General features: G+C 50.8%; 17 protein-coding genes, 4 tRNA genes, 3 rRNA genes and 1 riboswitch. Of the genes, 19 read left to right on the plus strand and 5 right to left on the minus strand.

Translation table 11 applies throughout. The features are described 5' to 3' along the window. Positions 1-372: 372 nt before the first annotated feature. Entirely contained in the window at positions 373-1,290 is a 918-nt protein-coding gene (oxyR, locus tag AB1E22_RS10110; protein WP_367595215.1) for a DNA-binding transcriptional regulator OxyR, read from the plus strand. Here the strand turns inward: oxyR and sthA are convergent. Beyond that, a complete protein-coding gene (gene sthA / locus AB1E22_RS10115; RefSeq protein WP_367595216.1) occupies positions 1,273-2,673 on the minus strand; it encodes a Si-specific NAD(P)(+) transhydrogenase in 1,401 nt (466 codons plus the stop codon). The genes oxyR and sthA overlap by 18 nt on opposite strands. A gap of 196 nt (positions 2,674-2,869) precedes the next feature. On the opposite strand from sthA, the gene fabR reads away from it, so the two are divergent. Together fabR and AB1E22_RS10125 are read left to right on the plus strand one after the other, a co-directional pair. Next, positions 2,870-3,511, plus strand: a complete 642-nt coding sequence (gene fabR / locus AB1E22_RS10120; protein ID WP_139881287.1) for an HTH-type transcriptional repressor FabR — start codon at positions 2,870-2,872, stop codon at positions 3,509-3,511. Between the two features lie 14 nt (positions 3,512-3,525). Continuing rightward, a complete protein-coding gene (locus tag AB1E22_RS10125; protein ID WP_367595217.1) occupies positions 3,526-3,882 on the plus strand; it encodes a YijD family membrane protein in 357 nt (118 codons plus the stop codon). 45 nt (positions 3,883-3,927) lie between these two features. Here the strand turns inward: AB1E22_RS10125 and trmA are convergent, their stop codons facing one another. Further along, positions 3,928-5,028 (minus strand): tRNA (uridine(54)-C5)-methyltransferase TrmA, encoded by a 1,101-nt coding sequence (trmA, locus tag AB1E22_RS10130; protein ID WP_367595218.1) that lies wholly within the window; start codon positions 5,026-5,028, stop codon positions 3,928-3,930. A 109-nt stretch (positions 5,029-5,137) separates the two neighbouring features. Continuing rightward, a riboswitch (cobalamin riboswitch) is annotated at positions 5,138-5,324 on the plus strand. 66 nt (positions 5,325-5,390) lie between these two features. On the opposite strand from trmA, the gene btuB reads away from it, so the two are divergent. From btuB to AB1E22_RS10175, 9 genes are all read left to right on the plus strand, one after another. After that, a complete protein-coding gene (gene btuB / locus AB1E22_RS10135) occupies positions 5,391-7,265 on the plus strand; it encodes a TonB-dependent vitamin B12 receptor BtuB (protein WP_367595219.1) in 1,875 nt (624 codons plus the stop codon). Beyond that, positions 7,210-8,076 (plus strand): glutamate racemase, encoded by an 867-nt coding sequence (murI, locus tag AB1E22_RS10140; RefSeq protein ID WP_367595220.1) that lies wholly within the window; start codon positions 7,210-7,212, stop codon positions 8,074-8,076. The genes btuB and murI overlap by 56 nt, the downstream gene beginning before the upstream one ends. A gap of 384 nt (positions 8,077-8,460) precedes the next feature. After that, a 16S ribosomal RNA gene (locus AB1E22_RS10145) occupies positions 8,461-10,002 on the plus strand. Between the two features lie 69 nt (positions 10,003-10,071). Further along, positions 10,072-10,148: transfer RNA gene (locus tag AB1E22_RS10150), tRNA-Ile, on the plus strand. Positions 10,149-10,262: 114 nt separating this feature from the next. After that, positions 10,263-10,338, plus strand: a tRNA-Ala gene (locus tag AB1E22_RS10155). Positions 10,339-10,541: 203 nt separating this feature from the next. Beyond that, a 23S ribosomal RNA gene (locus AB1E22_RS10160) occupies positions 10,542-13,449 on the plus strand. Positions 13,450-13,558: 109 nt separating this feature from the next. After that, positions 13,559-13,674 (plus strand): 5S ribosomal RNA (gene rrf, locus AB1E22_RS10165). The 16S, 23S and 5S rRNA genes sit together here with 4 tRNA genes alongside, the layout of an rRNA operon. A 57-nt stretch (positions 13,675-13,731) precedes the next feature. Then, a tRNA-Asp gene (locus AB1E22_RS10170) sits at positions 13,732-13,808 on the plus strand. 55 nt (positions 13,809-13,863) lie between these two features. Beyond that, positions 13,864-13,939: transfer RNA gene (locus AB1E22_RS10175), tRNA-Trp, on the plus strand. Positions 13,940-14,019: 80 nt separating this feature from the next. Here AB1E22_RS10175 and hdfR read toward each other — a convergent pair. Next, complete coding sequence (gene hdfR / locus AB1E22_RS10180; protein WP_367595221.1) at positions 14,020-14,844, minus strand: HTH-type transcriptional regulator HdfR; 825 nt, start codon at positions 14,842-14,844, stop codon at positions 14,020-14,022. 119 nt (positions 14,845-14,963) lie between these two features. Between hdfR and AB1E22_RS10185 the strand changes: the two genes are divergently transcribed. Continuing rightward, positions 14,964-15,302: a DUF413 domain-containing protein gene (locus tag AB1E22_RS10185; RefSeq protein WP_367595222.1), complete on the plus strand. Its 339-nt coding sequence runs from the start codon at positions 14,964-14,966 to the stop codon at positions 15,300-15,302. Between the two features lie 26 nt (positions 15,303-15,328). On the opposite strand, the gene AB1E22_RS10190 is transcribed toward AB1E22_RS10185, so the two are convergent. Beyond that, positions 15,329-16,849 carry a YifB family Mg chelatase-like AAA ATPase gene (locus tag AB1E22_RS10190; protein ID WP_367595223.1) on the minus strand — a complete coding sequence of 507 codons (1,521 nt, stop codon included), beginning with the start codon at positions 16,847-16,849 and terminating at the stop codon, positions 15,329-15,331. A gap of 356 nt (positions 16,850-17,205) precedes the next feature. Here AB1E22_RS10190 and ilvL point away from each other — a divergent pair, with 356 nt between their 5' ends. The 6 genes from ilvL to ilvA all read left to right on the plus strand — a co-directional run bounded on the left by ilvL (position 17,206) and on the right by ilvA (position 23,755). Beyond that, entirely contained in the window at positions 17,206-17,304 is a 99-nt protein-coding gene (ilvL, locus tag AB1E22_RS10195; protein WP_072279198.1) for an ilv operon leader peptide, read from the plus strand. Positions 17,305-17,443: 139 nt separating this feature from the next. Beyond that, positions 17,444-19,090, plus strand: coding sequence for an acetolactate synthase 2 catalytic subunit (gene ilvG / locus AB1E22_RS10200; RefSeq protein WP_367595224.1), 1,647 nt, complete (start codon positions 17,444-17,446; stop codon positions 19,088-19,090). Next, positions 19,087-19,344, plus strand: coding sequence for an acetolactate synthase 2 small subunit (ilvM, locus tag AB1E22_RS10205; protein ID WP_367595225.1), 258 nt, complete (start codon positions 19,087-19,089; stop codon positions 19,342-19,344). The genes ilvG and ilvM overlap by 4 nt, the downstream gene beginning before the upstream one ends. 19 nt (positions 19,345-19,363) lie before the next feature. Then, a complete protein-coding gene (locus tag AB1E22_RS10210; protein ID WP_367595226.1) occupies positions 19,364-20,296 on the plus strand; it encodes a branched-chain amino acid transaminase in 933 nt (310 codons plus the stop codon). A 61-nt stretch (positions 20,297-20,357) separates the two neighbouring features. Then, positions 20,358-22,208 carry a dihydroxy-acid dehydratase gene (gene ilvD, locus AB1E22_RS10215; RefSeq protein ID WP_367595227.1) on the plus strand — a complete coding sequence of 617 codons (1,851 nt, stop codon included), beginning with the start codon at positions 20,358-20,360 and terminating at the stop codon, positions 22,206-22,208. A 2-nt stretch (positions 22,209-22,210) separates the two neighbouring features. Next, positions 22,211-23,755, plus strand: coding sequence for a threonine ammonia-lyase, biosynthetic (gene ilvA, locus AB1E22_RS10220; protein WP_367595228.1), 1,545 nt, complete (start codon positions 22,211-22,213; stop codon positions 23,753-23,755). Here the strand turns inward: ilvA and ilvY are convergent. Then, the gene (gene ilvY / locus AB1E22_RS10225) at positions 23,752-24,645 is read right to left on the minus strand and encodes an HTH-type transcriptional activator IlvY (protein WP_367597359.1); all 894 of its coding nucleotides are present in this window, start codon (positions 24,643-24,645) and stop codon (positions 23,752-23,754) included. The two genes, ilvA and ilvY, sit on opposite strands and share 4 nt — an antisense overlap. Positions 24,646-24,738 lie beyond the last annotated feature (93 nt).

The following is a 24,738-nucleotide window of genomic DNA, read 5'->3' on the forward strand; positions in this document are numbered from 1 at the left end:
TCGGTATATATTTAGTTGATGTATAAGTTTGGATATATATTTATGAGGTGAATTAAATTGTCTGCAATAAATTGTGCTGTGAATTTTATATTTGGAATATATATAAAAATATTATGAGGTAATTATTCTTACTTTTATCGGAATAAATATAGAAAAATAATGAATACTAGCTGTTATAAGTATTCACATTAATTTTCATTGACCGTCATACGAGAGAAAAAGTTTCTTCTATAGAATTTTTCTTTAACAGAAGCAGCAAGGGGCGGTTCGTGCGGTGGCTGGCTATTATGGCATATTCCTTCTTGATAGGTAGAGTCGTTCGTTGCTATGATTTCTATCGCCATGGGCTATCATGGCGACGGAGGATAGAGAATGAATATTCGTGATCTAGAATACCTGGTGGCGCTGGCTGAGCATCGTCACTTTCGTCGGGCAGCGGATGCCTGCCATGTCAGCCAGCCAACGCTGAGCGGTCAGATTCGTAAGCTTGAAGATGAACTCGGTGTGATGCTGCTTGAGCGCACCAGCCGTAAAGTGTTGTTCACTCAGGCGGGTTTGCTGCTGGTGGACCAGGCGCGTACTGTGCTTCGAGAAGTTAAAGTGCTTAAAGAAATGGCGAGCCAGCAGGGCGAGGCGATGTCCGGGCCGCTGCATATTGGTCTGATCCCAACAGTGGGGCCTTACCTGCTGCCGCAAATTATCCCGATGCTGCACAAAACCTTTCCAAAACTGGAAATGTATCTGCATGAAGCGCAAACCCATCAGCTGTTAGCGCAGCTTGATAGCGGGAAGCTCGACTGTGCAATTCTGGCGTTAGTGAAAGAAAGCGAAGCTTTTATTGAAGTACCGCTGTTTGATGAGCCGATGAAACTGGCGATTTATCAGGATCATCCGTGGGCGAATCGCGACCGCGTTCCGCTGTCAGATCTGGCGGGTGAAAAGCTGCTGATGCTGGAAGATGGGCACTGTCTGCGCGATCAGGCGCTGGGTTTCTGTTTTGAAGCGGGTGCAGAAGAAGATACGCATTTTCGCGCAACCAGCCTTGAAACGTTGCGTAACATGGTCGCTGCGGGAAGCGGAATTACGTTGTTACCGGCGCTGGCAGTACCGAACGAGCGTGAGCGCGACGGTGTAGTTTATCTGCCATGTTATAAACCAGAACCGCGTCGGACTATCGGCCTGGTTTATCGTCCAGGTTCCCCATTGCGTGGGCGCTACGAGCAGCTTGGTGAGGCCATCCGCACGCATATGGATGGCCATTTTGAGCCAGCGTTAAAACAAGCGGTTTAAACCGTTTAGTGCTGCGACCCGATAGGCTTCCGCCATCGTCGGGTAGTTGAAGGTGGTGTTAACAAAATACTCAATGGTGTTACCACCACCTTTCTGCTCCATAATCGCTTGGCCGATATGAATAATTTCGGCTGCGCGCTCACCAAAGCAGTGAATACCTAAAATCTCTTTCGTCTCACGATGGAAGAGAATTTTTAGCGTTCCCACATTCATCCCAACGATTTGCGCCCGCGCCAGATGTTTAAACTGCGCCCGACCCACTTCGTACGGCACTTTCATCGACGTTAACTGCTGCTCGGTTTTCCCCACGGAACTGATTTCCGGAATGGTATAAATCCCCGTGGGAATATCTTCAATCAGATGGGCAGTCGCTTCGCCTTTCACCATCGCTTGCGCGGCGATTCGACCCTGATCGTAAGCTGCAGAGGCAAGGCTTGGGTAACCAATCACATCACCGACGGCATAAATATGCGGCTGCGCGGTCTGGTACATGCTGTTGACCTTTAAAAGACCTCGGCCATCGGCTTCCAGCCCGACATTTTCCAGCGATAAAGAATCGGTATTCCCGGTACGTCCGTTTGCATAAAGCAGGCAGTCAGCTTTTACTTTTTTGCCAGATTTAAGCGAGACGATAACGCCATCTTCCACGCCTTCGATTTTCTCAAACTCTTCGTTGTGACGAATAACAACGCCGCTATTCCAGAAGTGGTAAGAGAGTGAGTCGGACATCTCCTGATCGAGGAATGCCAGCAGGCGATCGCGAGTGTTAATCAAATCCACTTTGACGTTCATGCCGCGGAAAATCGATGCATATTCACAACCAATTACCCCAGCGCCATAAATAATGACGTGGCGTGGTTCATGGTGCAGGTTAAGAATGGAATCGCTGTCGTAGACGCGCGGATGAGAGAAATCGACTTCCGGCGGGCGATAAGGCCTTGAGCCGCAGGCAATCAGGAATTTCTCGGCGGTGATCATTTCCACTGAACCATCGTGGCATTCCAGCGAAATCGTATGCTCGTCTACAAAACGCGCATCGCCCTGCAACATCTCACAGCGGTTGCGCTCATAGAAGCTCTGGCGCATGCGAGTTTGTTGGTTAATGACGCTATCGGCATGATTTAGAATGTCGGCGAAGGAAGAACGGAGAAGATGGGTGTGGTCGCTGTATAACGGGTTTTGATTAAATTCGATAATGCGGCTGACGGCGTGGCGGAGGGCTTTAGAGGGGATGGTTCCCCAGTGAGTACAACCGCCACCCACGTTATGGTAGCGCTCAACAACGGCTACCCTTGCTCCAAGTTTCACCAGCCCCATTGCGGCACCTTCGCCGCCAGGACCGGAACCAATTACTACTGCGTCATAATCGTAGGTGTGTGACATGGTAAGGCTTACCTGTTCTTATACATAAAAGCAACATGATGGTAACATTAACCGCGTGATAACCCAATTATCCCTGTGCTTTTTGCTGCGTAACGCGAGGAACGTCGCGTAAACAATCATTCACAATCCGGTATAAAACCAGTTAAGTTATTCTCTGGTATAGTGCGAGTTCGATTTAAGAGATTCAGGCAACATGATGGGTGTAAGAGCGCAACAAAAAGAGAGAACCAGGCGTTCTCTGGTAGAAGCGGCGTTTAGTCAGTTAAGTGCTGAACGGAGTTTCGCCAGCCTGAGTTTGCGCGAGGTCGCCCGTGAGGCTGGTATTGCGCCTACATCGTTTTATCGCCATTTCCGGGACGTTGATGAACTCGGGCTGACAATGGTCGATGAGAGCGGCCTGATGCTACGCCAGCTAATGCGCCAGGCTCGCCAGCGAATTGCTAAAGGCGGGAGCGTAATCCGTACTTCTGTCTCAACATTTATGGAATTTATCGGCAATAATCCCAACGCGTTTCGCTTGCTGCTGCGTGAGCGTTCCGGAACGTCTGCCGCATTTCGTGCCGCTGTCGCGCGCGAAATTCAGCACTTTATTGCGGAACTTGCTGACTATCTGGAACTCGAAAATCGCATGCCGCGCAGTTTCACTGAAGCGCAGGCGGAAGCCATGGTTACGATTGTGTTTAGCGCTGGTGCCGAAGCGCTGGACGTTGATGCCGATCAGCGTCGTCAGCTTGAAGAGCGCCTGGTGCTTCAGTTACGCATGATTTCAAAAGGTGCGTATTACTGGTATCGCCGGGAGCAAGAAAAAATGGCATTAGCTCAATTATCCGAAGAGTGAGTGAAGGAAGAGCAATGAAACAGTTACAAGACAGAGGTACGCTCGGGTTGGCGTTTATTGCAGGCCTCGCAATTAACGGGACATTTGCCGCGATTTTTAGCTCAGTTGTACCGTTTTCTATTTTCCCCATTATTACGTTGGTGCTGACGGTGTACTGTCTGCATCAGCGGTATCAAAACCGTACGATGCCGGTTGGCCTACCAAGTCTCGCCGCTGCGTGTTTTGTGTTGGGTGTTTTGCTGTATAGCGCGGTTGTACGCGCTGAATACCCGGTCATTGGTTCTAATTTCCTGCCATCGGTGCTTTCGGTTGCATTGTTATTCTGGATTGGATTTAAGATTCGCGCCCGTAAAACGCAGGTTACGGAATAACGTTCTGAACCAAAAAAACGGACGCCTCGGCGTCCGTTTTGCTGTCTATTTGCGTGTCAGCCACACGCCGCATTCCATATGATGCGTATACGGGAACTGGTCGAAGAGCGCCAGACGCGAAACATGATGAGTTTCGCTCAACACTTCGAGATTTTCGCAAAGAGTTTGTGGGTTACAAGAAATATAAAGAATCCGCGGATAGGCCTGCACCATCTTCACGGTGTCAGCATCCAGGCCGCTGCGCGGTGGATCGACAAAAATGGTTTCGCACTGGTAGCTTTTCAGGTCGATACCTTTCAGGCGGTTAAACTCTCGCACGCCATTCATCGCCTGAGTAAACTCTTCTGCCGCCATACGAATAATTTGCACGTTTTCGATTTCGTTCGCCGCGATATTGTATTGCGCAGCCGCTACCGATGGTTTGGCGATCTCAGTTGCCAGTACGCGATTAAAGTTACGTGCCAGCGCCAAAGAGAAATTCCCGTTTCCGCAGTACAGCTCCAGCAAATCTCCGCTGGAATCTTTCGTCGCATCCAACGCCCATTCCAGCATATGAATGTTCATCGCGGCATTAGGCTGGGTAAAGCTGTTCTCAACCTGGCGATAAATCATCTCTTTACCGGCGACAGGTAAACGCTCATCGATGAAATCCTGATCCAGTTCGATTTTGGTTTTGGTCGCACGGCCAATCAAATGCACGTTGAAACCTTGCGCACGCAAATTGTCGCGCAGCGCCGTGGCGTGCTGCTGCCACTCTTCATCTAATTTGCGGTGATACAGCAAAGAAACGACCGCCTGGTTACTCATCGTCGTCAGATAATCAATCTGGAAGAGTTTATGGCGCAGGGCAGGAATATCACGCACGCCGTCGAGCATGGCAGGCATGAGCGCATTAATCAGCGCGCTGGCAGCCGGGAAGCTGTTAACTCGAATACGTTGTTTGGTCTGGCTTTCAAACATGATGTGGTACAGGTCGTCTTCATCATGCCAGATACGGAATTCAGCACGCATCCGGTAATGACTGACGGGTGAACGGAACACCTCCGGCGCAGGCGCGGCAAAAGGGGCCATCATGCTTTGCAAGCGGGCGACTTTTTCGGCCAGTTGCGCGTCGTATTGTTCAATCGGGAGATGTTCGGGTGTCATAGGCTGCTACCTGTTAATAAAGTCAAACAACGCGGCGATTGTAGGGAATAGGTGCGTGATGTCCAGTGCTGTTGCATTTTGATGTTTCTAGACAAACTTATTAACAAGATCGTAGCATGGCGTTTCCGGTCTTTTTACATAAGTTAAAAGGGAACCCAGTGCAATTCTGGGGCTGACGCGCAGCGGTAAGGAAGAGTGGGATGAGCGCCTTGGGCAGACACTGCTTAATAAAGTGGGAAGTCATCATCCAAAAAACACCTCCAAGCCCGAAGACCTACCGGTATACGTCGCAATCTGCATAACTATCGCGTGCTATCGGTTATGTCTGCGGCATCCTTATTGGAAAGCGGATGCTTATATAAATGAAGTTAAAAAAACTTTCGCTGCTTACGGCGTTGTCCGTAACGGCTTTTTCAGGCTGGGCGCAAGACAGCAATTCTGACGAAACTTTGGTGGTAACGGCGAACCGTTTTCAGCAACCGGTGAATACTGTTTTGGCTCCTGCGGATGTTGTTACCCGGGAAGAGATCGACCAGTGGCAGGCAAAATCACTTAACGATGTGATGCGTCGCCTGCCTGGGGTAGACATTTCACAGTATGGTGGTTTGGGGCAGACGTCCTCTATGTTTGTCCGTGGAACGAGTGCCAGCCATGTATTAGTGCTGGTGGATGGCGTTCCGCTGGCACGTCCTGGTATTTCTAACTCCTCAGACATTAACCAAATCCCTATCTCTTTAGTACAGCGAGTGGAATACATTCGCGGCCCTCGTTCAGCCGTTTATGGTTCTGGTGCGATTGGTGGCGTGGTTAACATTATTACTCAGACCGATGAAGAAAAATCGCAGATCAATGCGGGCGTTGGTTCGAATAGTTACCAGCAGTATGACGGTACCGTGCGCCAGCGTTTTGACGATACGATAGCGACAGTTTCTGGGGCGTACGAAACGACCAAAGGTTTCAATGTTCAGCCACATTCTACTTATAGCCGTGATAATGATCGCGATGGTTACCGCAGTAAGAGCTATTGGGCAGGCCTTGAGCACAAATTTAACGAAGAGTTTGATGGTTTCTTCCGTACCTACGGTTACACCAACAATAGTGACTACGATTTAGGTGCGCCGCCGTATACCCCAGCGTACAGCGCAGATGAGCACCAGCTCTATAACCAGAATTACGATGCTGGCATGCGTTTCCATTCCGGCATCTATTCGTCGCAATTATTGGCGAGCTATCAAAAAGTGAAGGACTACAACTATAGCAGCGAGTATGGACGCTATAACGATGGCACAACCCTCGACAATATGACCCAGCGCAATATCCAATGGGGCAACAACTTTGTTGTAGGGAATGGTTCGATCAGCGCAGGTGTTGACTGGCAACAGCAGCGTCTGACGTCTTCCGACACCACGCTGTCTGATAGCTATCACCGTGACAACACTGGCGTCTACCTGAGCGGTCAGCAGCAGTTTGGCGATGTAACATTAGAAGCGTCTGGCCGTGAAGATAATGATGAGCAATTTGGTTGGCACGGTACCTGGCAGACGGCTGCTGGTTGGGAGTTTATTGAAGGTTATCGCGCTACCGTTTCCTACGGTACAGGGTTCCTTGCGCCATCGCTTGGGCAGCAGTTTGGATCAACGCGTTTTGGTATCGACTCTAATCCAAATCTGAAACCAGAAGAATCTAAACATTGGGAAGCTGGGCTTGAAGGGTTAACGGGTCCGCTGGACTGGCGTTTGTCCGCTTATCGCTACAAGATTGATAATCTGATTACGTACTACTCTGATCCTGTGACTTATGATGGAGCCTACGACAATATAAAATCCGCAACCATCAAAGGGCTTGAGTGGACGGGTAGTATAGATACCGGCATCTTTACTCACAAAGTCACGTTGCAGTATTTGGATCCACGTGATGACCAGAATGGTGAAGTATTGGCTCGTCGTGCTAAACGTCAAGCAAAGTACCAGCTCGACTGGACCATGTTTAATGTGAATATGGATGTGGCGTGGCAGTACTACGGGAAGCGCTACGACAACAACACCTCTGCTTATAACAACACTCAGCAAATTTTGCCGAGTTACAGCACAGTTGATATCGCTGCATCTTATCCGGTCACCTCACACCTCACCGTTCGTGGTAGAATCGCCAATCTGTTCGATAAAGATTACGAGACGGTTTATGGCTATCAAACTCCAGGACGGGAATACTACCTCACTGGCAGCTATACCTTCTAATACACGTCCCACCGTGCTGGTCTTTGATTCCGGTGTCGGTGGGCTTTCTGTGTATGATGAAGTCCGGCAGCTATTGCCTGACCTGCACTACATCTATGCCTTCGATAACGTAGCGTTTCCCTATGGCGAGAAAAGCGAAGCGTTCATTGTTGAACGAGTAGTAGAAATTGTTACTGCGGTTCAGGAACGATATCCGCTTGCACTTGCCATTATCGCCTGTAATACGGCAAGTACAGTTTCGCTTCCCGCACTCCGTGAAAAATTCGCTTTCCCTGTTGTCGGCGTAGTTCCTGCAATTAAGCCAGCCGCGCGCCTGACGACTAATGGCGTGGTGGGTTTGCTTGCGACACGCGGTACGGTGCGCCGCCCTTATACTCACGAATTGGTCGCGCGCTTTGCATCAGAATGCAAAATCGAAATGCTCGGCTCCGCAGAGTTGGTGGTATTAGCAGAAGCAAAGTTACAAGGTAAACCTGTTGACCTTGAAGAACTGCGTAAGATCCTTCGTCCATGGCTGCGAATGAAAGAGCCGCCAGATACAGTTGTATTAGGTTGCACCCATTTCCCCCTATTAGAAGAAGAGTTGTTACAAGTGCTGCCGGAAGGCACCCGGTTGATTGATTCAGGTGCTGCGATTGCCCGACGTACAGTATGGCTGTTAGAGCACGAATCTCCTGATGCCTTATCTGCTGATGAGAATATTGCCTTCTGTATGGGGTTCACTCCTGAGATTGCTCAATTAGCGCCCGTTTTGCAGCGTTATGGCTTTCCAAAGCTTGAAAAACTAGCTGTTTGTAGCAAATTTGAATAAAAAATCGGCGGTTGAAATAAAAATTGAAAATAGGGGTTGTCAGCTTCCAGAAAATCCCTATACTGCGCCTCCACTGACACGGCACAACGGCTTACAAACCGGCCCGTCAGCCAGACGAAAAGCGAAAATAAACGCTTGACTCTGAAAGAGGAAAGCGTAATATACGCCACCTCGAGTTAGCAAGCGAAAGCGCGTAACTCACTGCTCTTTAACAATTTATCAGACAATCTGTGTGGGCACTCGCAGGATTGATATCTCAGATACCTCCGGGTATCAAAAAAATATCAAGTCTTGAAGAGTGACCAAGCAGTAATTCATTTAGTTGAATTATTACGAAAGTTAATTTTTGAGCACCGCTTACTCATTGTAAGCAAATCAAGCTTTTAATTGAAGAGTTTGATCATGGCTCAGATTGAACGCTGGCGGCAGGCCTAACACATGCAAGTCGAGCGGCAGCGGGAAGTAGCTTGCTACTTTGCCGGCGAGCGGCGGACGGGTGAGTAATGTCTGGGAAACTGCCTGATGGAGGGGGATAACTACTGGAAACGGTAGCTAATACCGCATAACGTCTTCGGACCAAAGAGGGGGACCTTCGGGCCTCTTGCCATCAGATGTGCCCAGATGGGATTAGCTAGTAGGTGAGGTAATGGCTCACCTAGGCGACGATCCCTAGCTGGTCTGAGAGGATGACCAGCCACACTGGAACTGAGACACGGTCCAGACTCCTACGGGAGGCAGCAGTGGGGAATATTGCACAATGGGCGCAAGCCTGATGCAGCCATGCCGCGTGTATGAAGAAGGCCTTCGGGTTGTAAAGTACTTTCAGCGAGGAGGAAGGCATTGTGGTTAATAACCGCAGTGATTGACGTTACTCGCAGAAGAAGCACCGGCTAACTCCGTGCCAGCAGCCGCGGTAATACGGAGGGTGCAAGCGTTAATCGGAATTACTGGGCGTAAAGCGCACGCAGGCGGTTTGTTAAGTCAGATGTGAAATCCCCGGGCTCAACCTGGGAACTGCATTTGAAACTGGCAAGCTTGAGTCTTGTAGAGGGGGGTAGAATTCCAGGTGTAGCGGTGAAATGCGTAGAGATCTGGAGGAATACCGGTGGCGAAGGCGGCCCCCTGGACAAAGACTGACGCTCAGGTGCGAAAGCGTGGGGAGCAAACAGGATTAGATACCCTGGTAGTCCACGCCGTAAACGATGTCGACTTGGAGGTTGTTCCCTTGAGGAGTGGCTTCCGGAGCTAACGCGTTAAGTCGACCGCCTGGGGAGTACGGCCGCAAGGTTAAAACTCAAATGAATTGACGGGGGCCCGCACAAGCGGTGGAGCATGTGGTTTAATTCGATGCAACGCGAAGAACCTTACCTACTCTTGACATCCACGGAATTCGGCAGAGATGCCTTAGTGCCTTCGGGAACCGTGAGACAGGTGCTGCATGGCTGTCGTCAGCTCGTGTTGTGAAATGTTGGGTTAAGTCCCGCAACGAGCGCAACCCTTATCCTTTGTTGCCAGCGGTCCGGCCGGGAACTCAAAGGAGACTGCCAGTGATAAACTGGAGGAAGGTGGGGATGACGTCAAGTCATCATGGCCCTTACGAGTAGGGCTACACACGTGCTACAATGGCGCATACAAAGAGAAGCGACCTCGCGAGAGCAAGCGGACCTCATAAAGTGCGTCGTAGTCCGGATCGGAGTCTGCAACTCGACTCCGTGAAGTCGGAATCGCTAGTAATCGTAGATCAGAATGCTACGGTGAATACGTTCCCGGGCCTTGTACACACCGCCCGTCACACCATGGGAGTGGGTTGCAAAAGAAGTAGGTAGCTTAACCTTCGGGAGGGCGCTTACCACTTTGTGATTCATGACTGGGGTGAAGTCGTAACAAGGTAACCGTAGGGGAACCTGCGGTTGGATCACCTCCTTACCTGAAAGATACGAACTTGCGTAGTGCTCACACAGATTGTCTGATAGAAAACGAGCAGTAAAACCTTATAGGCTTGTAGCTCAGGTGGTTAGAGCGCACCCCTGATAAGGGTGAGGTCGGTGGTTCAAGTCCACTCAGGCCTACCAAATTCTCGCCTGTCCTGCATTACAGCATCACTCACATACATTAAGTATGCTACGTGACGCTGCGCTTTGGCCAGCCATGAATTATGGGTAAATCAAAGGTTTTACGAAATCGATGGGGCTATAGCTCAGCTGGGAGAGCGCCTGCCTTGCACGCAGGAGGTCAGCGGTTCGATCCCGCTTAGCTCCACCATTATTTCACGCTCATTCAATATCTCAAAACTGACTTAATCAGTCACGTTTGAGATATTTGCTCTTTAAAAATCCGGAACAAGCTGAAAATTGAAACGACACACTGTTTCCTTTCTCCGTAATAAGAAAGGAAGTGAGGTGTGTTCGAGTCTCTCAAATTTTCACGACACCGATTGTGTCTCACGAGACACCTTCGGGTTGTGAGGTTAAGCGACTAAGCGTACACGGTGGATGCCCTGGCAGTCAGAGGCGATGAAGGACGTGCTAATCTGCGATAAGCGTCGGTAAGGTGATATGAACCGTTATAACCGACGATTTCCGAATGGGGAAACCCAGTGCAATTCGTTGCACTATCGTTAAGTGAATACATAGCTTAACGAAGCGAACCGGGGGAACTGAAACATCTAAGTACCCCGAGGAAAAGAAATCAACCGAGATTCCCCCAGTAGCGGCGAGCGAACGGGGAGCAGCCCAGAGTCTGAATCAGTTTGTGTATTAGTGGAAGCGTCTGGAAAGTCGCAGGGTACAGGGTGATACTCCCGTACACAAAAATACACCTTCTGTGAACTCGAAGAGTAGGGCGGGACACGTGGTATCCTGTCTGAATATGGGGGGACCATCCTCCAAGGCTAAATACTCCTGACTGACCGATAGTGAACCAGTACCGTGAGGGAAAGGCGAAAAGAACCCCGGCGAGGGGAGTGAAACAGAACCTGAAACCGTGTACGTACAAGCAGTGGGAGCCTCTTTATGGGGTGACTGCGTACCTTTTGTATAATGGGTCAGCGACTTATATTCTGTAGCAAGGTTAACCGTATAGGGGAGCCGCAGGGAAACCGAGTCTTAACTGGGCGTTAAGTTGCAGGGTATAGACCCGAAACCCGGTGATCTAGCCATGGGCAGGTTGAAGGTTGGGTAACACTAACTGGAGGACCGAACCGACTAATGTTGAAAAATTAGCGGATGACTTGTGGCTGGGGGTGAAAGGCCAATCAAACCGGGAGATAGCTGGTTCTCCCCGAAAGCTATTTAGGTAGCGCCTCGTGAACTCATCTTCGGGGGTAGAGCACTGTTTCGGCTAGGGGGCCATCCCGGCTTACCAACCCGATGCAAACTACGAATACCGAAGAATGTTATCACGGGAGACACACGGCGGGTGCTAACGTCCGTCGTGAAGAGGGAAACAACCCAGACCGCCAGCTAAGGTCCCAAAGTCATGGTTAAGTGGGAAACGATGTGGGAAGGCACAGACAGCCAGGATGTTGGCTTAGAAGCAGCCATCATTTAAAGAAAGCGTAATAGCTCACTGGTCGAGTCGGCCTGCGCGGAAGATGTAACGGGGCTAAACCATGCACCGAAGCTGCGGCAGCGACGCTTATGCGTTGTTGGGTAGGGGAGCGTTCTGTAAGCCGTCGAAGGTGGCCTGTGAGGGCTGCTGGAGGTATCAGAAGTGCGAATGCTGACATAAGTAACGATAAAGCGGGTGAAAAGCCCGCTCGCCGGAAGACCAAGGGTTCCTGTCCAACGTTAATCGGGGCAGGGTGAGTCGACCCCTAAGGCGAGGCCGAAAGGCGTAGTCGATGGGAAACAGGTTAATATTCCTGTACTCGGTGTTACTGCGAAGGGGGGACGGAGAAGGCTATGTTGGCCGGGCGACGGTTGTCCCGGTTTAAGCATGTAGGCGGGAAGTTTAGGTAAATCCGGACTTCTGTATAACGCTGAGGTGTGATGACGAGGCACTACGGTGCTGAAGTGACAAATGCCCTGCTTCCAGGAAAAGCCTCTAAGCATCAGGTAACATCAAATCGTACCCCAAACCGACACAGGTGGTCAGGTAGAGAATACCAAGGCGCTTGAGAGAACTCGGGTGAAGGAACTAGGCAAAATGGTGCCGTAACTTCGGGAGAAGGCACGCTGTCGGTAAGTGAAACCCCTCGCGGGTGGAGCTGAAGGCAGTCGAAGATACCAGCTGGCTGCAACTGTTTATTAAAAACACAGCACTGTGCAAACACGAAAGTGGACGTATACGGTGTGACGCCTGCCCGGTGCCGGAAGGTTAATTGATGGGGTTAAGCGCAAGCTGAAGCTCTTGATCGAAGCCCCGGTAAACGGCGGCCGTAACTATAACGGTCCTAAGGTAGCGAAATTCCTTGTCGGGTAAGTTCCGACCTGCACGAATGGCGTAATGATGGCCAGGCTGTCTCCACCCGAGACTCAGTGAAATTGAAATCGCTGTGAAGATGCAGTGTACCCGCGGCAAGACGGAAAGACCCCGTGAACCTTTACTATAGCTTGACACTGAACACTGGTCCTTGATGTGTAGGATAGGTGGGAGGCTTTGAAGCGAGGACGCCAGTTCTTGTGGAGCCAACCTTGAAATACCACCCTTTAATGGCTGGTGTTCTAACGTAGACCCGTAATCCGGGTTGCGGACAGTGTCTGGTGGGTAGTTTGACTGGGGCGGTCTCCTCCTAAAGCGTAACGGAGGAGCACGAAGGTTAGCTAATCACGGTCGGACATCGTGAGGTTAGTGCAAAGGCATAAGCTAGCTTGACTGCGAGAGTGACGGCTCGAGCAGGTGCGAAAGCAGGTCTTAGTGATCCGGTGGTTCTGAATGGAAGGGCCATCGCTCAACGGATAAAAGGTACTCCGGGGATAACAGGCTGATACCGCCCAAGAGTTCATATCGACGGCGGTGTTTGGCACCTCGATGTCGGCTCATCACATCCTGGGGCTGAAGTAGGTCCCAAGGGTATGGCTGTTCGCCATTTAAAGTGGTACGCGAGCTGGGTTTAGAACGTCGTGAGACAGTTCGGTCCCTATCTGCCGTGGGCGCTGGAGAATTGAGGGGGGCTGCTCCTAGTACGAGAGGACCGGAGTGGACGCATCACTGGTGTTCGGGTTGTCATGCCAATGGCATTGCCCGGTAGCTAAATGCGGAAAAGATAAGCGCTGAAAGCATCTAAGCGCGAAACTTGCCCCGAGATGAGTTCTCCCTGAGCCTTTAAGGCTCCTGAAGGAACGTTGAAGACGACGACGTTGATAGGCTGGGTGTGTAAGCGTAGCGATACGTTGAGCTAACCAGTACTAATGATCCGTGAGGCTTAACCTTACAACACCGAAGGTGTTTTGGTGAGAGAGATTTGATTTTAATTTTCAGCTGAATTCCGGATTTAGATTAACGGTCACCCGGGAGGTGACGGTTAATGAAACAGAATATGCCTGGCGGCACTAGCGCGGTGGTCCCACCTGACCCCATGCCGAACTCAGAAGTGAAACGCCGTAGCGCCGATGGTAGTGTGGGGTCTCCCCATGCGAGAGTAGGGAACTGCCAGGCTCCAAATTCAAAGCAGTAAGAGCCAGGGTGACATCTGGTGGTAGTAAGAAATTCGGTGGAGCGGTAGTTCAGTCGGTTAGAATACCTGCCTGTCACGCAGGGGGTCGCGGGTTCGAGTCCCGTCCGTTCCGCCACTTATTAAAAAAATTATGCCTGCTAAATCAGCGGGCTTAATAATAAGCGTTATTTAGGGGCGTAGCTCAGTTGGTAGAGCACCGGTCTCCAAAACCGGGTGTCGCGAGTTCGAGTCTCTCCGCCCCTGCCATATAATGATCCTTTGCTTCGGCAAAGGATTTTTTTTACCTGAAATTCCTCAAAACTGCCTCCCAAAACGACTAAAGCGCATTACTGCGCTATAAGTGGTGTCTTTAATAACTCTTTGATCGTAACTTGTTTATCGCTGTTCTGTAGCCAAATTGCATACAAAGGACGCGAAAGCGTGTTTGTGTCAGGCACCTGGTAAATTCCTTCCCGCTTTTGGGCCCACTCCACGGGTAAAAATGAACATCCGTTGAGCTGCGGTAATAGCTTATAGGCTATTTGAGCCGAGCTGGTCGTCAGAACCGGAATGTCATCATTGTTAATCAGCCCAGTTTCATGCTGTTGAAAATCCGGCCCCCACTCCAGACGTAAATAGGTTAGCCCTGCTATTGTGTTTTGCGGCGAAGCAGAAAATAACGCCAGACTAAAATGCCCCAATAACTGGCTGGAAAATTCATCCATTTTAGGTGATTCGGTGGTGATCAGCAGATCAAGCTGCCGCTCATGCAATTGTTTGACGAGCGACTGGCGTTGGGAGATGCGTGCTTCAAATTGAAGATCTTTATGCTGCTGATAGAGGGTAACCAACCACTCTGAGAGCATGCATTCCCAAAGAGAGGAACTTGCCCCGATCGTAAGTTCATTGTGCTGAGATGTGTGGGAAACTTCTTTTTTCGCGGCGAGCCAGATATTCATCAGATTCTCTGCATAGGGCAGTAAACGCTCACCGGCGGTCGTTAGACGAATATTGTTACGGTGGCGCGTAAAAAGATTTACCCCAAGCTGATTTTCTAATTGGCGAATTCGAAAGCTAACGGCTGATTGTGTTAGATAAAGAGCCTCTGCAGCCCGCCCAAAATGTCGCGTTCGACTCACTTCTAGAAACGTTTTAAGTAATTCAGTATCCACGGGCCACTCCCAAAAAAAATTTGTCGTTATGATTTAAATGTTTTGTTTGACGGTCTGTCAAGCGTAACTAATACTCCGCGCCATAAATAGCTAGACCAAGAGAATTAGGAGCGTGCAGGATGGCGGAAAGCTTTACGACGACTAATCGGTTTTTCGACAATAAACATTATCCGCGCGGGTTCGCTCGCCATGGTGACTTCACCATCAAAGAAGCCCAGCTGTTAGAACGTCATGGTTATGCGTTCAATGAGCTGGATCTCGGCAAGCGTGAACCTGGAACTGAAGAAGAAGTTCTGTTTGTAGCAGTGTGCCGCGGTGAACGTGAGCCCGTTACAGATGCTGAACGTGTGTGGAGCAAATATATGACGCGCATTAAGCGTCCTAAGCGTTTCCATACTCTCTCCGGTGGCAAGCCGCAAGCTGATGTAGTTGAAGACTACACCGAAAGCGACGACTAAGAGAAATGGGGCGAATGCCCCATTTTTTATCCTGTTAACTGCTGCAAATGAATTAATAACCGATCAATCGCACGATAACTTAGCGCTTCTAAAAGATGTTCCCGCTTTATCTGCTCGCATTGCTGGATATCTGCAATTGTCCGGGCGACCTTCAATAAACGATGCCATGCGCGTATCGATAAACCCAATTTCACAAGCGTCTCTTCAAGCCATACGGCATCACTTTGTTCAATACCACAATGTTTTCTGATTTCATGGTTATCTAATCTTGCATTGAGTTTTTGCTGGCGATCGTATTGCCGCTGCTGTGTCTCTATGACCCGCCTTCTTATGTGCGGACTACTTTCGCTATTCAGATTGGGGTTACTTAGCATGCCGGTTGGAGGAAGAGGTATCTCAACGGACAAATCAAAGCGATCAAGAAAGGGGCCGGAAAGACGGCTCAGATAGCGAAGTGTCTGCTCTGGCGTGCAGCGGTTATGCTTCCCTTGATAATGCCCCGTTGGGCTCGGGTTCATGGCTGCCAGCAATTGGAAATGTGCGGGATAGCTAATTTTTGCGCGAGTACGAGAGATGTGGATTTCCCCCGATTCTATAGGCTCCCGTAATGCATCGAGCACACGACGTTCAAATTCTGGAAGCTCATCAAGGAATAATACGCCGTTATGAGCCAGAGATATTTCACCCGGTCTGGGAATAGAGCCTCCACCAACCATTGCGCTCAATGAAGCACTATGATGAGGGGCCCTGAATGGACGCTGACGCCACTGTTGCTGCAAAGTGTGTGGATTGACCAGGCTAATAATGGCTGCACTCTCCAGCGCTTCGCTGTCGTTTAATGGCGGAAGCAATGTATTAAGTCGGCTGGCCAGCATCGTTTTACCTGTTCCCGGTGGACCTATCAGAAGCAGATTGTGGCCGCCTGCCGCCGTGATTTCTAACGCTCGCTTGCCTTGTGATTGACCGAAGATTTCATTGAGATCTTGAGCGTGTTCAGTCTGTAGTAACTGTAATTTTTCTGGAGCAGACAATTCACCTTTGCCTTCAAGAAATGCGCATACTTCTGTTAGATGGTTTGCGATAAAGCATCCTGGTTGCTCTATCAAACCGAGCTCTGCGGCATTTTCATCTGCAACAATTATCTTCTTACCCAGTTTTAAAGCTTCCATAGCTGATGAGATTGCCCCTGGTACGCCACGTAACGCACCGGTAAGCGCCAATTCCCCGACGAACTCATATTGACTCAACTTATCAATTGAAAGCTGCTCAGAGGCTGCCAGCAACGCCAAAGCGATAGGTAAATCGTATCTGCCCCCGTCTTTGGGAAGATCTGCGGGAGCAAGATTGATTGTTATCTTCCGGGCTGGGAAGGTGTAACCGCTGTTGATGATGGCGCTACGCACTCGGTCACGCGCTTCTCGCACGGTTGTTTCCGGTAAACCTACAAGCGTTAAGCCCGGCAATCCCTGGCTGAGATGAACCTCTACGGTCACCAGTGGAGCTGCGATACCTAAAGCTGCCCTTGTATTCACAACGGCTAGTGACATAGTTCTTTCCTCTCATGTGAACGCTTATCCTGTCAGCTTCCATATATCGCCAAAAGAGATGAAATGACGTTCCTCGAAACGCCTTCCAGACTTTCTGGTTTTGATTTCTTTTTTTGAAATTATTCTGCGAAGTATTTCCCAAAAGAGTAATTTTTTGAGGAAGTAACACGAGAGGAAATAAGAATTGGCTCTGAGTGAAATATTTTCACTATCTTGTTATTTATTGAAAATAAAACGTTTTCGTAGGCACTTATTTTTAAAGTGCAAAATCTATCATAAAAAATTCTTGTGCTTTTACTTACCTCTGTGATAACTCTGTAGGTATTACGTCGAACAAGTACTAAGAATATACAAATATGAAAGCCCTTCTACGAGTGATTAGCCTGGTCGTGATTAGCGTGGTGGTGATTATTATCCCACCGTGCGGGGCTGCACTTGGAGAAAGAAAGGCTTAAAAATCAAGCCTGAATCGAAAAGAACCCCCGCACCGAAAGGTCCGGGGGTTTTTTGTTGGCTAAAGAAATGCGGAGAGAAACAGATTATGCATTACAGAATAAAATGCTGTTTCTCCGATAATGAGACGGGGAACTAACTATGAATGGTGCACAGTGGGTGGTACATGCGTTGCGAGCGCAGGGTATAGAGACCGTTTTCGGCTATCCGGGCGGCGCCATAATGCCCGTCTACGATGCGCTGTATGATGGCGGTGTGGAACATTTACTGTGCCGCCATGAGCAAGGCGCAGCCATGGCAGCCATAGGCTATGCACGTTCTACTGGAAAAACAGGCGTTTGCATCGCCACTTCTGGGCCTGGTGCCACTAACCTGATAACCGGCCTTGCTGATGCCCTGTTAGATTCTGTCCCCGTTGTTGCTATTACCGGCCAGGTTGGCGTATCGCTAATCGGTACCGATGCTTTCCAGGAAGTGGATGTTTTAGGTTTGTCCCTTGCTTGCACCAAACACAGTTTCCTCGTTGAATCTTTTGAAGATTTACCTCGCGTTCTCGCAGAAGCCTTCGAAATTGCAAATTCAGGTCGCCCGGGCCCGGTTTTGGTAGATATCCCTAAAGACATCCAATTAGCTCAAGGCGATCTGGAACCGTGGTTATCCACCGTTGAAGATAATTGCGAAATGCCACATGCCGAGTTGCAACTGGCTCGTGAAATGATAGTGAGTGCGCGCAAACCTATGCTGTACGTTGGCGGTGGAGTCGGTATGGCACAGGCTGTACCAGCACTGCGTGAGTTTATCGCGGTGACCAACATGCCTTCGACCGTCACGCTCAAAGGATTGGGCGCGGTTCCGGTAGATCACCCGTTTTATACCGGAATGTTAGGCATGCACGGTACTAAAGCGGCAAACCTCTCGGTGCAAGAATGTGATTTGCTGATTGCGGTTGGGGCGCGTTTTGACGATCGCGTGACCGGCAAGCTGAACACATTTGCTCCGCACGCCAAAGTCATCCATATGGATATCGACCCGGCAGAATTGAGTAAATTGCGCCAGGCGCATGTCGGTTTGCAGGGTGATTTGACGCAATTATTACAGGCGTTGCAGCAGCCGTTAGAAATTGCCGCCTGGCAGCAGGAAGTCGCTACTTTACGCGCCGAAAACCCATGGCGTTACGATCATCCAGGCCAGCCTATTTATGCACCGTTATTACTGAAACAACTCTCTGACCGCAAACCGCAGGAGAGTGTAGTTACCACCGATGTGGGCCAACATCAGATGTGGACGGCGCAACATATGTCCTTCACTCGTCCGGAAAACTTTATTACTTCCAGCGGCCTGGGAACGATGGGCTTTGGGTTGCCTGCGGCAGTGGGCGCGCAGGTAGCCCGACCGAACGATACGGTAATCTGTATCTCGGGTGACGGCTCTTTCATGATGAACGTTCAGGAGCTGGGCACCGTAAAACGAAAACAGTTGCCGTTGAAAATCGTTTTACTGGATAACCAGCGTTTAGGGATGGTTCGCCAGTGGCAGCAAATGTTTTTCTCAGAACGTTATAGTGAAACCAACCTCTCCGATAACCCCGATTTCCTCACGCTGGCCAGTGCCTTCGGTATTCCGGGCCAACATATTACTCGTAAAGACCAGGTAGAAGCCGCCCTCGACACCATGCTCAATAGTGATGGTCCGTACATGCTTCACGTCTCAATCGATGAGTACGAAAACGTCTGGCCGTTGGTACCGCCCGGTGCCAGTAACTCACAAATGCTGGAGAAATTATCATGATGCAACATCAGCTCGCAGTAACGGCCCGTTTTCGTCCCGAAACGCTGGAGCGCGTTTTGCGCGTAGTACGCCATCGCGGTTTTCAGGTTTGTTCTATGAACATGGTCACGGTGGGGAATGCCGACGATATTAATATTGAATTGACCGTTGCCAGCCTGCGTCCAGTCGAATTACTGTTTAGTCAATTAAGCAAACTGGTTGACGTGGGCCGCGTCGAAATCCAGCAACAAACAACACAACAAATCCGCGCCTGAGCGTAGAAGGAAGAGAATAATGACGACGAAGAAAGCTGATTACATCTGGTTCAATGGAGAGATGACGCCGTGGGGCGAAGCAAAGGTTCACGTAATGTCACACGCACTGCATTACGGTACATCGGTGTTTGAAGGAATCCGTTGCTATGAATCTCACATTGGCCCAGTGGTGTTCCGACATCGTGAACACATGCAGCGTTTGCGTGATTCCGCAAAAATCTATCGTTTCCCTGTATCACAAAGTGTTGATGAGCTGATGGAAGCTTGCCGCGCCGTTATTCGCAAAAACAATCTGACCAGCGCGTACATCCGCCCTCTGGTATTTGTTGGTGATGTGGGTATGGGTGTTAACCCGCCAGACGGTTATACCACCGATGTGATCATCGCAGCCTTCCCATGGGGGGCATACCTGGGTGCCGAAGCGCTGGATCAAGGGATCGACGCGATGGTTTCTTCCTGGAACCGTGTAGCGCCAAACACTATTCCTACTGCTGCGAAAGCGGGTGGTAATTACCTCTCGTCCTTACTGGTTGGCAGCGAAGCGCGGCGTCATGGTTATCAGGAAGGTATTGCGCTGGACGTAAATGGCTTCCTGTCTGAAGGTGCTGGCGAAAACCTGTTTGAAGTGAAAGATGACATCCTGTTTACCCCTCCGTTTACCTCCTCAGCTCTGCCGGGTATTACCCGCGACGCCATTATCAAACTGGCGAAAGATCTGGGGATCGAAGTGCGCGAGCAAGTGCTTTCTCGCGAATCACTTTATCTTGCGGATGAAGTCTTTATGTCTGGAACGGCGGCAGAAATCACGCCGGTTCGTAGCGTGGATGGCATTCAGGTAGGTGAGGGCCGCTGTGGCCCGGTCACTAAGCGCATTCAACAGGCATTCTTTGGCTTGTTCACCGGCGAAACAGAAGACAAATGGGGCTGGTTAGATCCAGTAAACCCGCAGTAAAAATATAACCAGGCGGATGGCGATGACCGTCCGCTCGACTGACAGACTGGAGTAAATAAGCATGCCTAAGTACCGTTCAGCCACCACCACCCACGGCCGTAATATGGCGGGTGCCCGCGCTCTGTGGCGCGCAACCGGGATGACCGATGACGATTTCGGCAAGCCGATTATTGCGGTAGTAAACTCCTTTACTCAGTTCGTGCCAGGTCACGTCCACCTGCGCGATTTGGGCAAGTTGGTTGCCGAACAAATTGAAGCCTCCGGCGGCGTGGCGAAAGAATTCAACACCATTGCCGTTGATGACGGTATCGCTATGGGCCACGGCGGTATGCTTTATTCTCTGCCGTCGCGCGAACTGATTGCCGACTCCGTGGAATACATGGTGAACGCACACTGTGCGGACGCCATGGTTTGTATCTCTAACTGCGACAAAATCACCCCCGGAATGCTGATGGCGTCTTTACGCCTGAATATCCCGGTGATTTTTGTTTCTGGCGGCCCGATGGAAGCCGGGAAAACCAAACTGTCTGACCAAATCATCAAACTCGATCTGGTTGATGCGATGATCCAGGGCGCCGACCCGAAAGTGAGTGACGAGCAAAGCGATCAGGTTGAGCGTTCTGCCTGTCCAACCTGTGGTTCCTGCTCTGGTATGTTCACGGCGAACTCCATGAACTGCCTGACCGAAGCGCTGGGCTTATCTCAGCCGGGTAACGGCTCTTTACTGGCAACGCACTCCGATCGTAAAGAGCTGTTCCTGAATGCCGGTAAGCGCATCGTCGCTCTGACCAAGCGTTATTACGAACAGAATGACGAAAGTGCATTGCCACGCAGCATTGCCAGCAAAGAAGCGTTTGAGAATGCGATGACGCTCGATGTCGCGATGGGCGGCTCAACCAATACCGTTCTGCATTTGCTGGCTGCGGCTCAGGAAGCAGAAATCGACTTCACGATGAGCGATATCGATCAGCTTTCCCGCAAAGTTCCGCAACTGTGTAAAGTCGCCCCAAGTACCCAGAAATACCATATGGAAGATGTGCACCGAGCTGGTGGCGTCATCGGTATTTTAGGCGAACTGGATCGCGCAGGCTTATTGCATCGCGACGTGAAAAACGTGCTGGGTCTGACGCTGCCGCAAACGCTGGAACAGTACGATGTCATGCTGACCAAAGACGAAAGCGTGAAAAGTATGTTCTCCGCGGGCCCGGCGGGTATTCGTACCACCAAGGCATTCTCACAATCCTGCCGTTGGGATTCGCTGGACGTTGACCGTGAAAACGGTTGTATCCGTTCGAAGGAAAACGCCTACAGCCAGGATGGCGGTTTAGCCGTTTTGTACGGTAACTTCGCAGAGAATGGTTGTATCGTGAAAACGGCAGGCGTTGACGAAGGAAGCCTGGTATTCCGTGGCCCTGCAAAAGTATACGAAAGCCAGGATGATGCGGTTGAAGCGATCCTTGGCGGTAAAGTTGTGGCGGGCGATGTCGTTGTGATTCGCTACGAGGGGCCAAAAGGTGGGCCGGGCATGCAAGAAATGCTCTACCCAACTACCTTCCTGAAATCGATGGGCCTGGGTAAATCTTGTGCGCTGATCACTGATGGGCGTTTCTCCGGCGGTACCTCTGGCTTGTCTATCGGCCACGTTTCTCCGGAAGCGGCAAGCGGCGGTAATATCGCGCTGATCGAAGATGGCGACATGATTGCCATTGATATCCCTTCTCGTGGTATTCAACTGGAACTATCCGATCAGCAAATGGCGGCACGCCGTGAAGCGCAGGATGCTCGCGGTGCTCAGGCCTGGACTCCACGTGCGCGTGAACGCCAGGTTTCCTTTGCTCTGCGCGCCTACGCAATGCTTGCCACCAGTGCTGATAAAGGTGCGGTGCGCGATAAAAGTAAGCTTGGAGGCTAATGATGGCCGAATCGCAACCGCTACCAGACGCCCCTTGCGGGGCGGAATATCTGCGAGCCGTGCTGCGCGCGCCGGTTTACGAAGTCGCGCAGGTCACGCCATTACAGAAGATGGAAAAGCTCTCTTCGCGTCTGGATAACGTCATTCTGGTGAAGCGTGAAGACCGACAGCCGGTGCACAGTTTCAAACTGCGCGGCGCTTATTCGATGATTGCCGGGCTTAACAGCGAGCAAAAAGCCAGCGGTGTGATTACTGCTTCTGCGGGAAATCACGCGCAGGGCGTGGCACTTTCTTCCACACGCTTAGGCATCAAATCCTTGATCGTTATGCCGGTTACCACGGCTGATATCAAAGTGGATGCTGTGAGAGCCTTTGGGGGCGAAGTGCTGCTGCATGGCGCTAACTTCGACGAAGCCAAAGCGCGAGCAATCGAGCTTTCGCAGCAGCAGGGTTTCACCTACGTTCCCCCGTTCGACCATCCGGCAGTGATTGCCGGGCAGGGTACGCTGGCGCTGGAGCTATTACAGCAAGATGCGCATATCGACCGAGTATTCGTGCCGGTTGGCGGCGGTGGTTTAGCGGCGGGCGTTGCGGTGCTTATCAAGCAACTGATGCCGCAAATTAAAGTGATTGCCGTTGAAGCGGAAGATTCAGCCTGCCTGAAAGCTGCGTTGGATGCAGGAAAACCCGTCGATTTGGCGCGTGTAGGTTTGTTCGCTGAAGGTGTGGCGGTTAAACGCATCGGCGATGAAACATTCCGTCTGTGCCAGGAATATCTCGACGACATCATTACCGTGGATAGCGATGCGATTTGTGCGGCAATGAAAGATCTGTTCGAAGATGTGCGAGCGGTTGCGGAGCCATCAGGTGCGCTGGCGCTGGCGGGGATGAAGAAATACATCCAGCAGCATCAGATCCGCGGCGAGCGTCTCGCGCATGTGCTTTCTGGCGCAAACGTAAACTTCCACGGCCTGCGTTATGTCTCTGAACGCTGCGAGTTGGGCGAACAGCGTGAAGCGCTGCTGGCGGTTACCATTCCTGAGCAGAAAGGCAGCTTCCTGAAATTCTGCCAGGTACTTGGCGGACGCTCGGTTACGGAATTTAACTATCGTTATTCCAGTTCGTCAGAAGCCTGCATTTTCGTCGGTGTCCGGCTGACGCGCGGCGTTGAAGAGCGGCAGGAAATTATCGCCCTGCTCAATGAAGGCGGCTACGGCGTTGTCGATCTGTCTGATGACGAGATGGCGAAACTGCATGTGCGTTACATGGTGGGCGGGCGCCCGTCGAAGCCACTACGCGAGCGGCTGTACAGTTTCGAATTCCCGGAATCTCCTGGTGCGCTGCTGAAATTCCTGCAAACGCTGGGCACACACTGGAATATTTCGCTGTTCCATTACCGCAGTCACGGCACGGATTATGGCCGCGTGCTGGCGGCATTTGAGCTGGGTGAAAATGAGCCGGATTTTGAAACCCGACTCAACGAGCTGGGCTACGACTGCCACGACGAGACAAATAATCCGGCGTTTCGTTTCTTCCTCGCAGGTTAGTGACTGCCCGGCAGTAATTTCCAGAACGCATGTATGAGCGGCTCATTGAGCCGCTTTTTTTGTGCGCAAACGCCAAGTTCAAATGGGGCATCTTCATCGCTACGTTCCAGAATCTGCACGCGGTTACGCACCGGCTCAGGGCTATTTTCCAGTACGATTTCCGGAATCAGCGCCACGCCACAGCCCAGCGCCACCATTGACACCATCGCCTCATGCCCGGCGACCGTGGCATAAATAAACGGATTGCTGACCTTTTTACTGCGGAACCACAATTCGATGCGGCGGCGTACCGGACCTTGATCCGGCAAAATAAACGGTACTTTTGCCCAGTCGGGATCGGGCTGATTCACTTGTAGGCGAACCGGGCACGCCAGCGCAGGGGCAATAAGCGCCACGGCTAAATTTTCCAGCATTGAAAAGGCGATACCCGGCGGCAACGTTTCAGGTTTACCGGCAATGGCCAAATCCGCTTCGTTTGCATCCACTTTTTCTACCGCGTCTGCCGCATCGCCCGTCGTCAGTTTTATTTCGACATTTGGATGTTCAGCACGGAATCTATCGAGAATGGGTGGTAAATGACTGTACGCGGCAGTGACGGAGCAAAAAAGATGTAACTCGCCGGACAGCGATGGCTCTTCTTGCCCAATGGTGTGGCGCATTTGCTGATACTGCAAAAGCGTGTGTTGGGCGAATTGTTTGAGCTGTTCCCCGGCGTCGGTCAACGTAACTGTGCGGTTGTCGCGTAAAAACAAAGGGTGACCCAGATCGTCTTCAAGCCGTTGAATTTGTCGGGAAAGCGTCGAAGGGCTGACGTGCATAGCCCGTGCGCTGCGCCCGAAATGGCGGCTTTCTGCAAGGTGGAGAAACGTTTTAAGATCGCGTAAATCCATGGTCATCAGCTCTCGTTTTTACGTTGCAAAAATTGCAACGTCACGTTGTTAATATATCAATTTAAGCAACGCATTTCCTGTCATATAGTGAGT

Source organism: Buttiauxella gaviniae (assembly GCF_040786275.1).
Lineage (GTDB): Bacteria > Pseudomonadota > Gammaproteobacteria > Enterobacterales > Enterobacteriaceae > Buttiauxella > Buttiauxella gaviniae_A.

Bases quoted from the DNA above. Each gene is read 5' to 3' on its own strand.
- oxyR (WP_367595215.1), top strand. From the start codon at position 373: ATGAATATTCGTGATCTAGAATACCTGGTGGCGCTGGCTGAGCATCGT.
- sthA (WP_367595216.1), bottom strand. From the start codon at position 2,673: ATGTCACACACCTACGATTATGACGCAGTAGTAATTGGTTCCGGTCCT.
- fabR (WP_139881287.1), top strand. From the start codon at position 2,870: ATGGGTGTAAGAGCGCAACAAAAAGAGAGAACCAGGCGTTCTCTGGTA.
- AB1E22_RS10125 (WP_367595217.1), top strand. From the start codon at position 3,526: ATGAAACAGTTACAAGACAGAGGTACGCTCGGGTTGGCGTTTATTGCA.
- trmA (WP_367595218.1), bottom strand. From the start codon at position 5,028: ATGACACCCGAACATCTCCCGATTGAACAATACGACGCGCAACTGGCC.
- btuB (WP_367595219.1), top strand. From the start codon at position 5,391: ATGAAGTTAAAAAAACTTTCGCTGCTTACGGCGTTGTCCGTAACGGCT.
- murI (WP_367595220.1), top strand. From the start codon at position 7,210: ATGGCTATCAAACTCCAGGACGGGAATACTACCTCACTGGCAGCTATA.
- AB1E22_RS10185 (WP_367595222.1), top strand. From the start codon at position 14,964: ATGGCGGAAAGCTTTACGACGACTAATCGGTTTTTCGACAATAAACAT.
- AB1E22_RS10190 (WP_367595223.1), bottom strand. From the start codon at position 16,849: ATGTCACTAGCCGTTGTGAATACAAGGGCAGCTTTAGGTATCGCAGCT.
- ilvL (WP_072279198.1), top strand. From the start codon at position 17,206: ATGAAAGCCCTTCTACGAGTGATTAGCCTGGTCGTGATTAGCGTGGTG.
- ilvG (WP_367595224.1), top strand. From the start codon at position 17,444: ATGAATGGTGCACAGTGGGTGGTACATGCGTTGCGAGCGCAGGGTATA.
- ilvM (WP_367595225.1), top strand. From the start codon at position 19,087: ATGATGCAACATCAGCTCGCAGTAACGGCCCGTTTTCGTCCCGAAACG.
- AB1E22_RS10210 (WP_367595226.1), top strand. From the start codon at position 19,364: ATGACGACGAAGAAAGCTGATTACATCTGGTTCAATGGAGAGATGACG.
- ilvD (WP_367595227.1), top strand. From the start codon at position 20,358: ATGCCTAAGTACCGTTCAGCCACCACCACCCACGGCCGTAATATGGCG.
- ilvA (WP_367595228.1), top strand. From the start codon at position 22,211: ATGGCCGAATCGCAACCGCTACCAGACGCCCCTTGCGGGGCGGAATAT.
- ilvY (WP_367597359.1), bottom strand. From the start codon at position 24,645: ATGGATTTACGCGATCTTAAAACGTTTCTCCACCTTGCAGAAAGCCGC.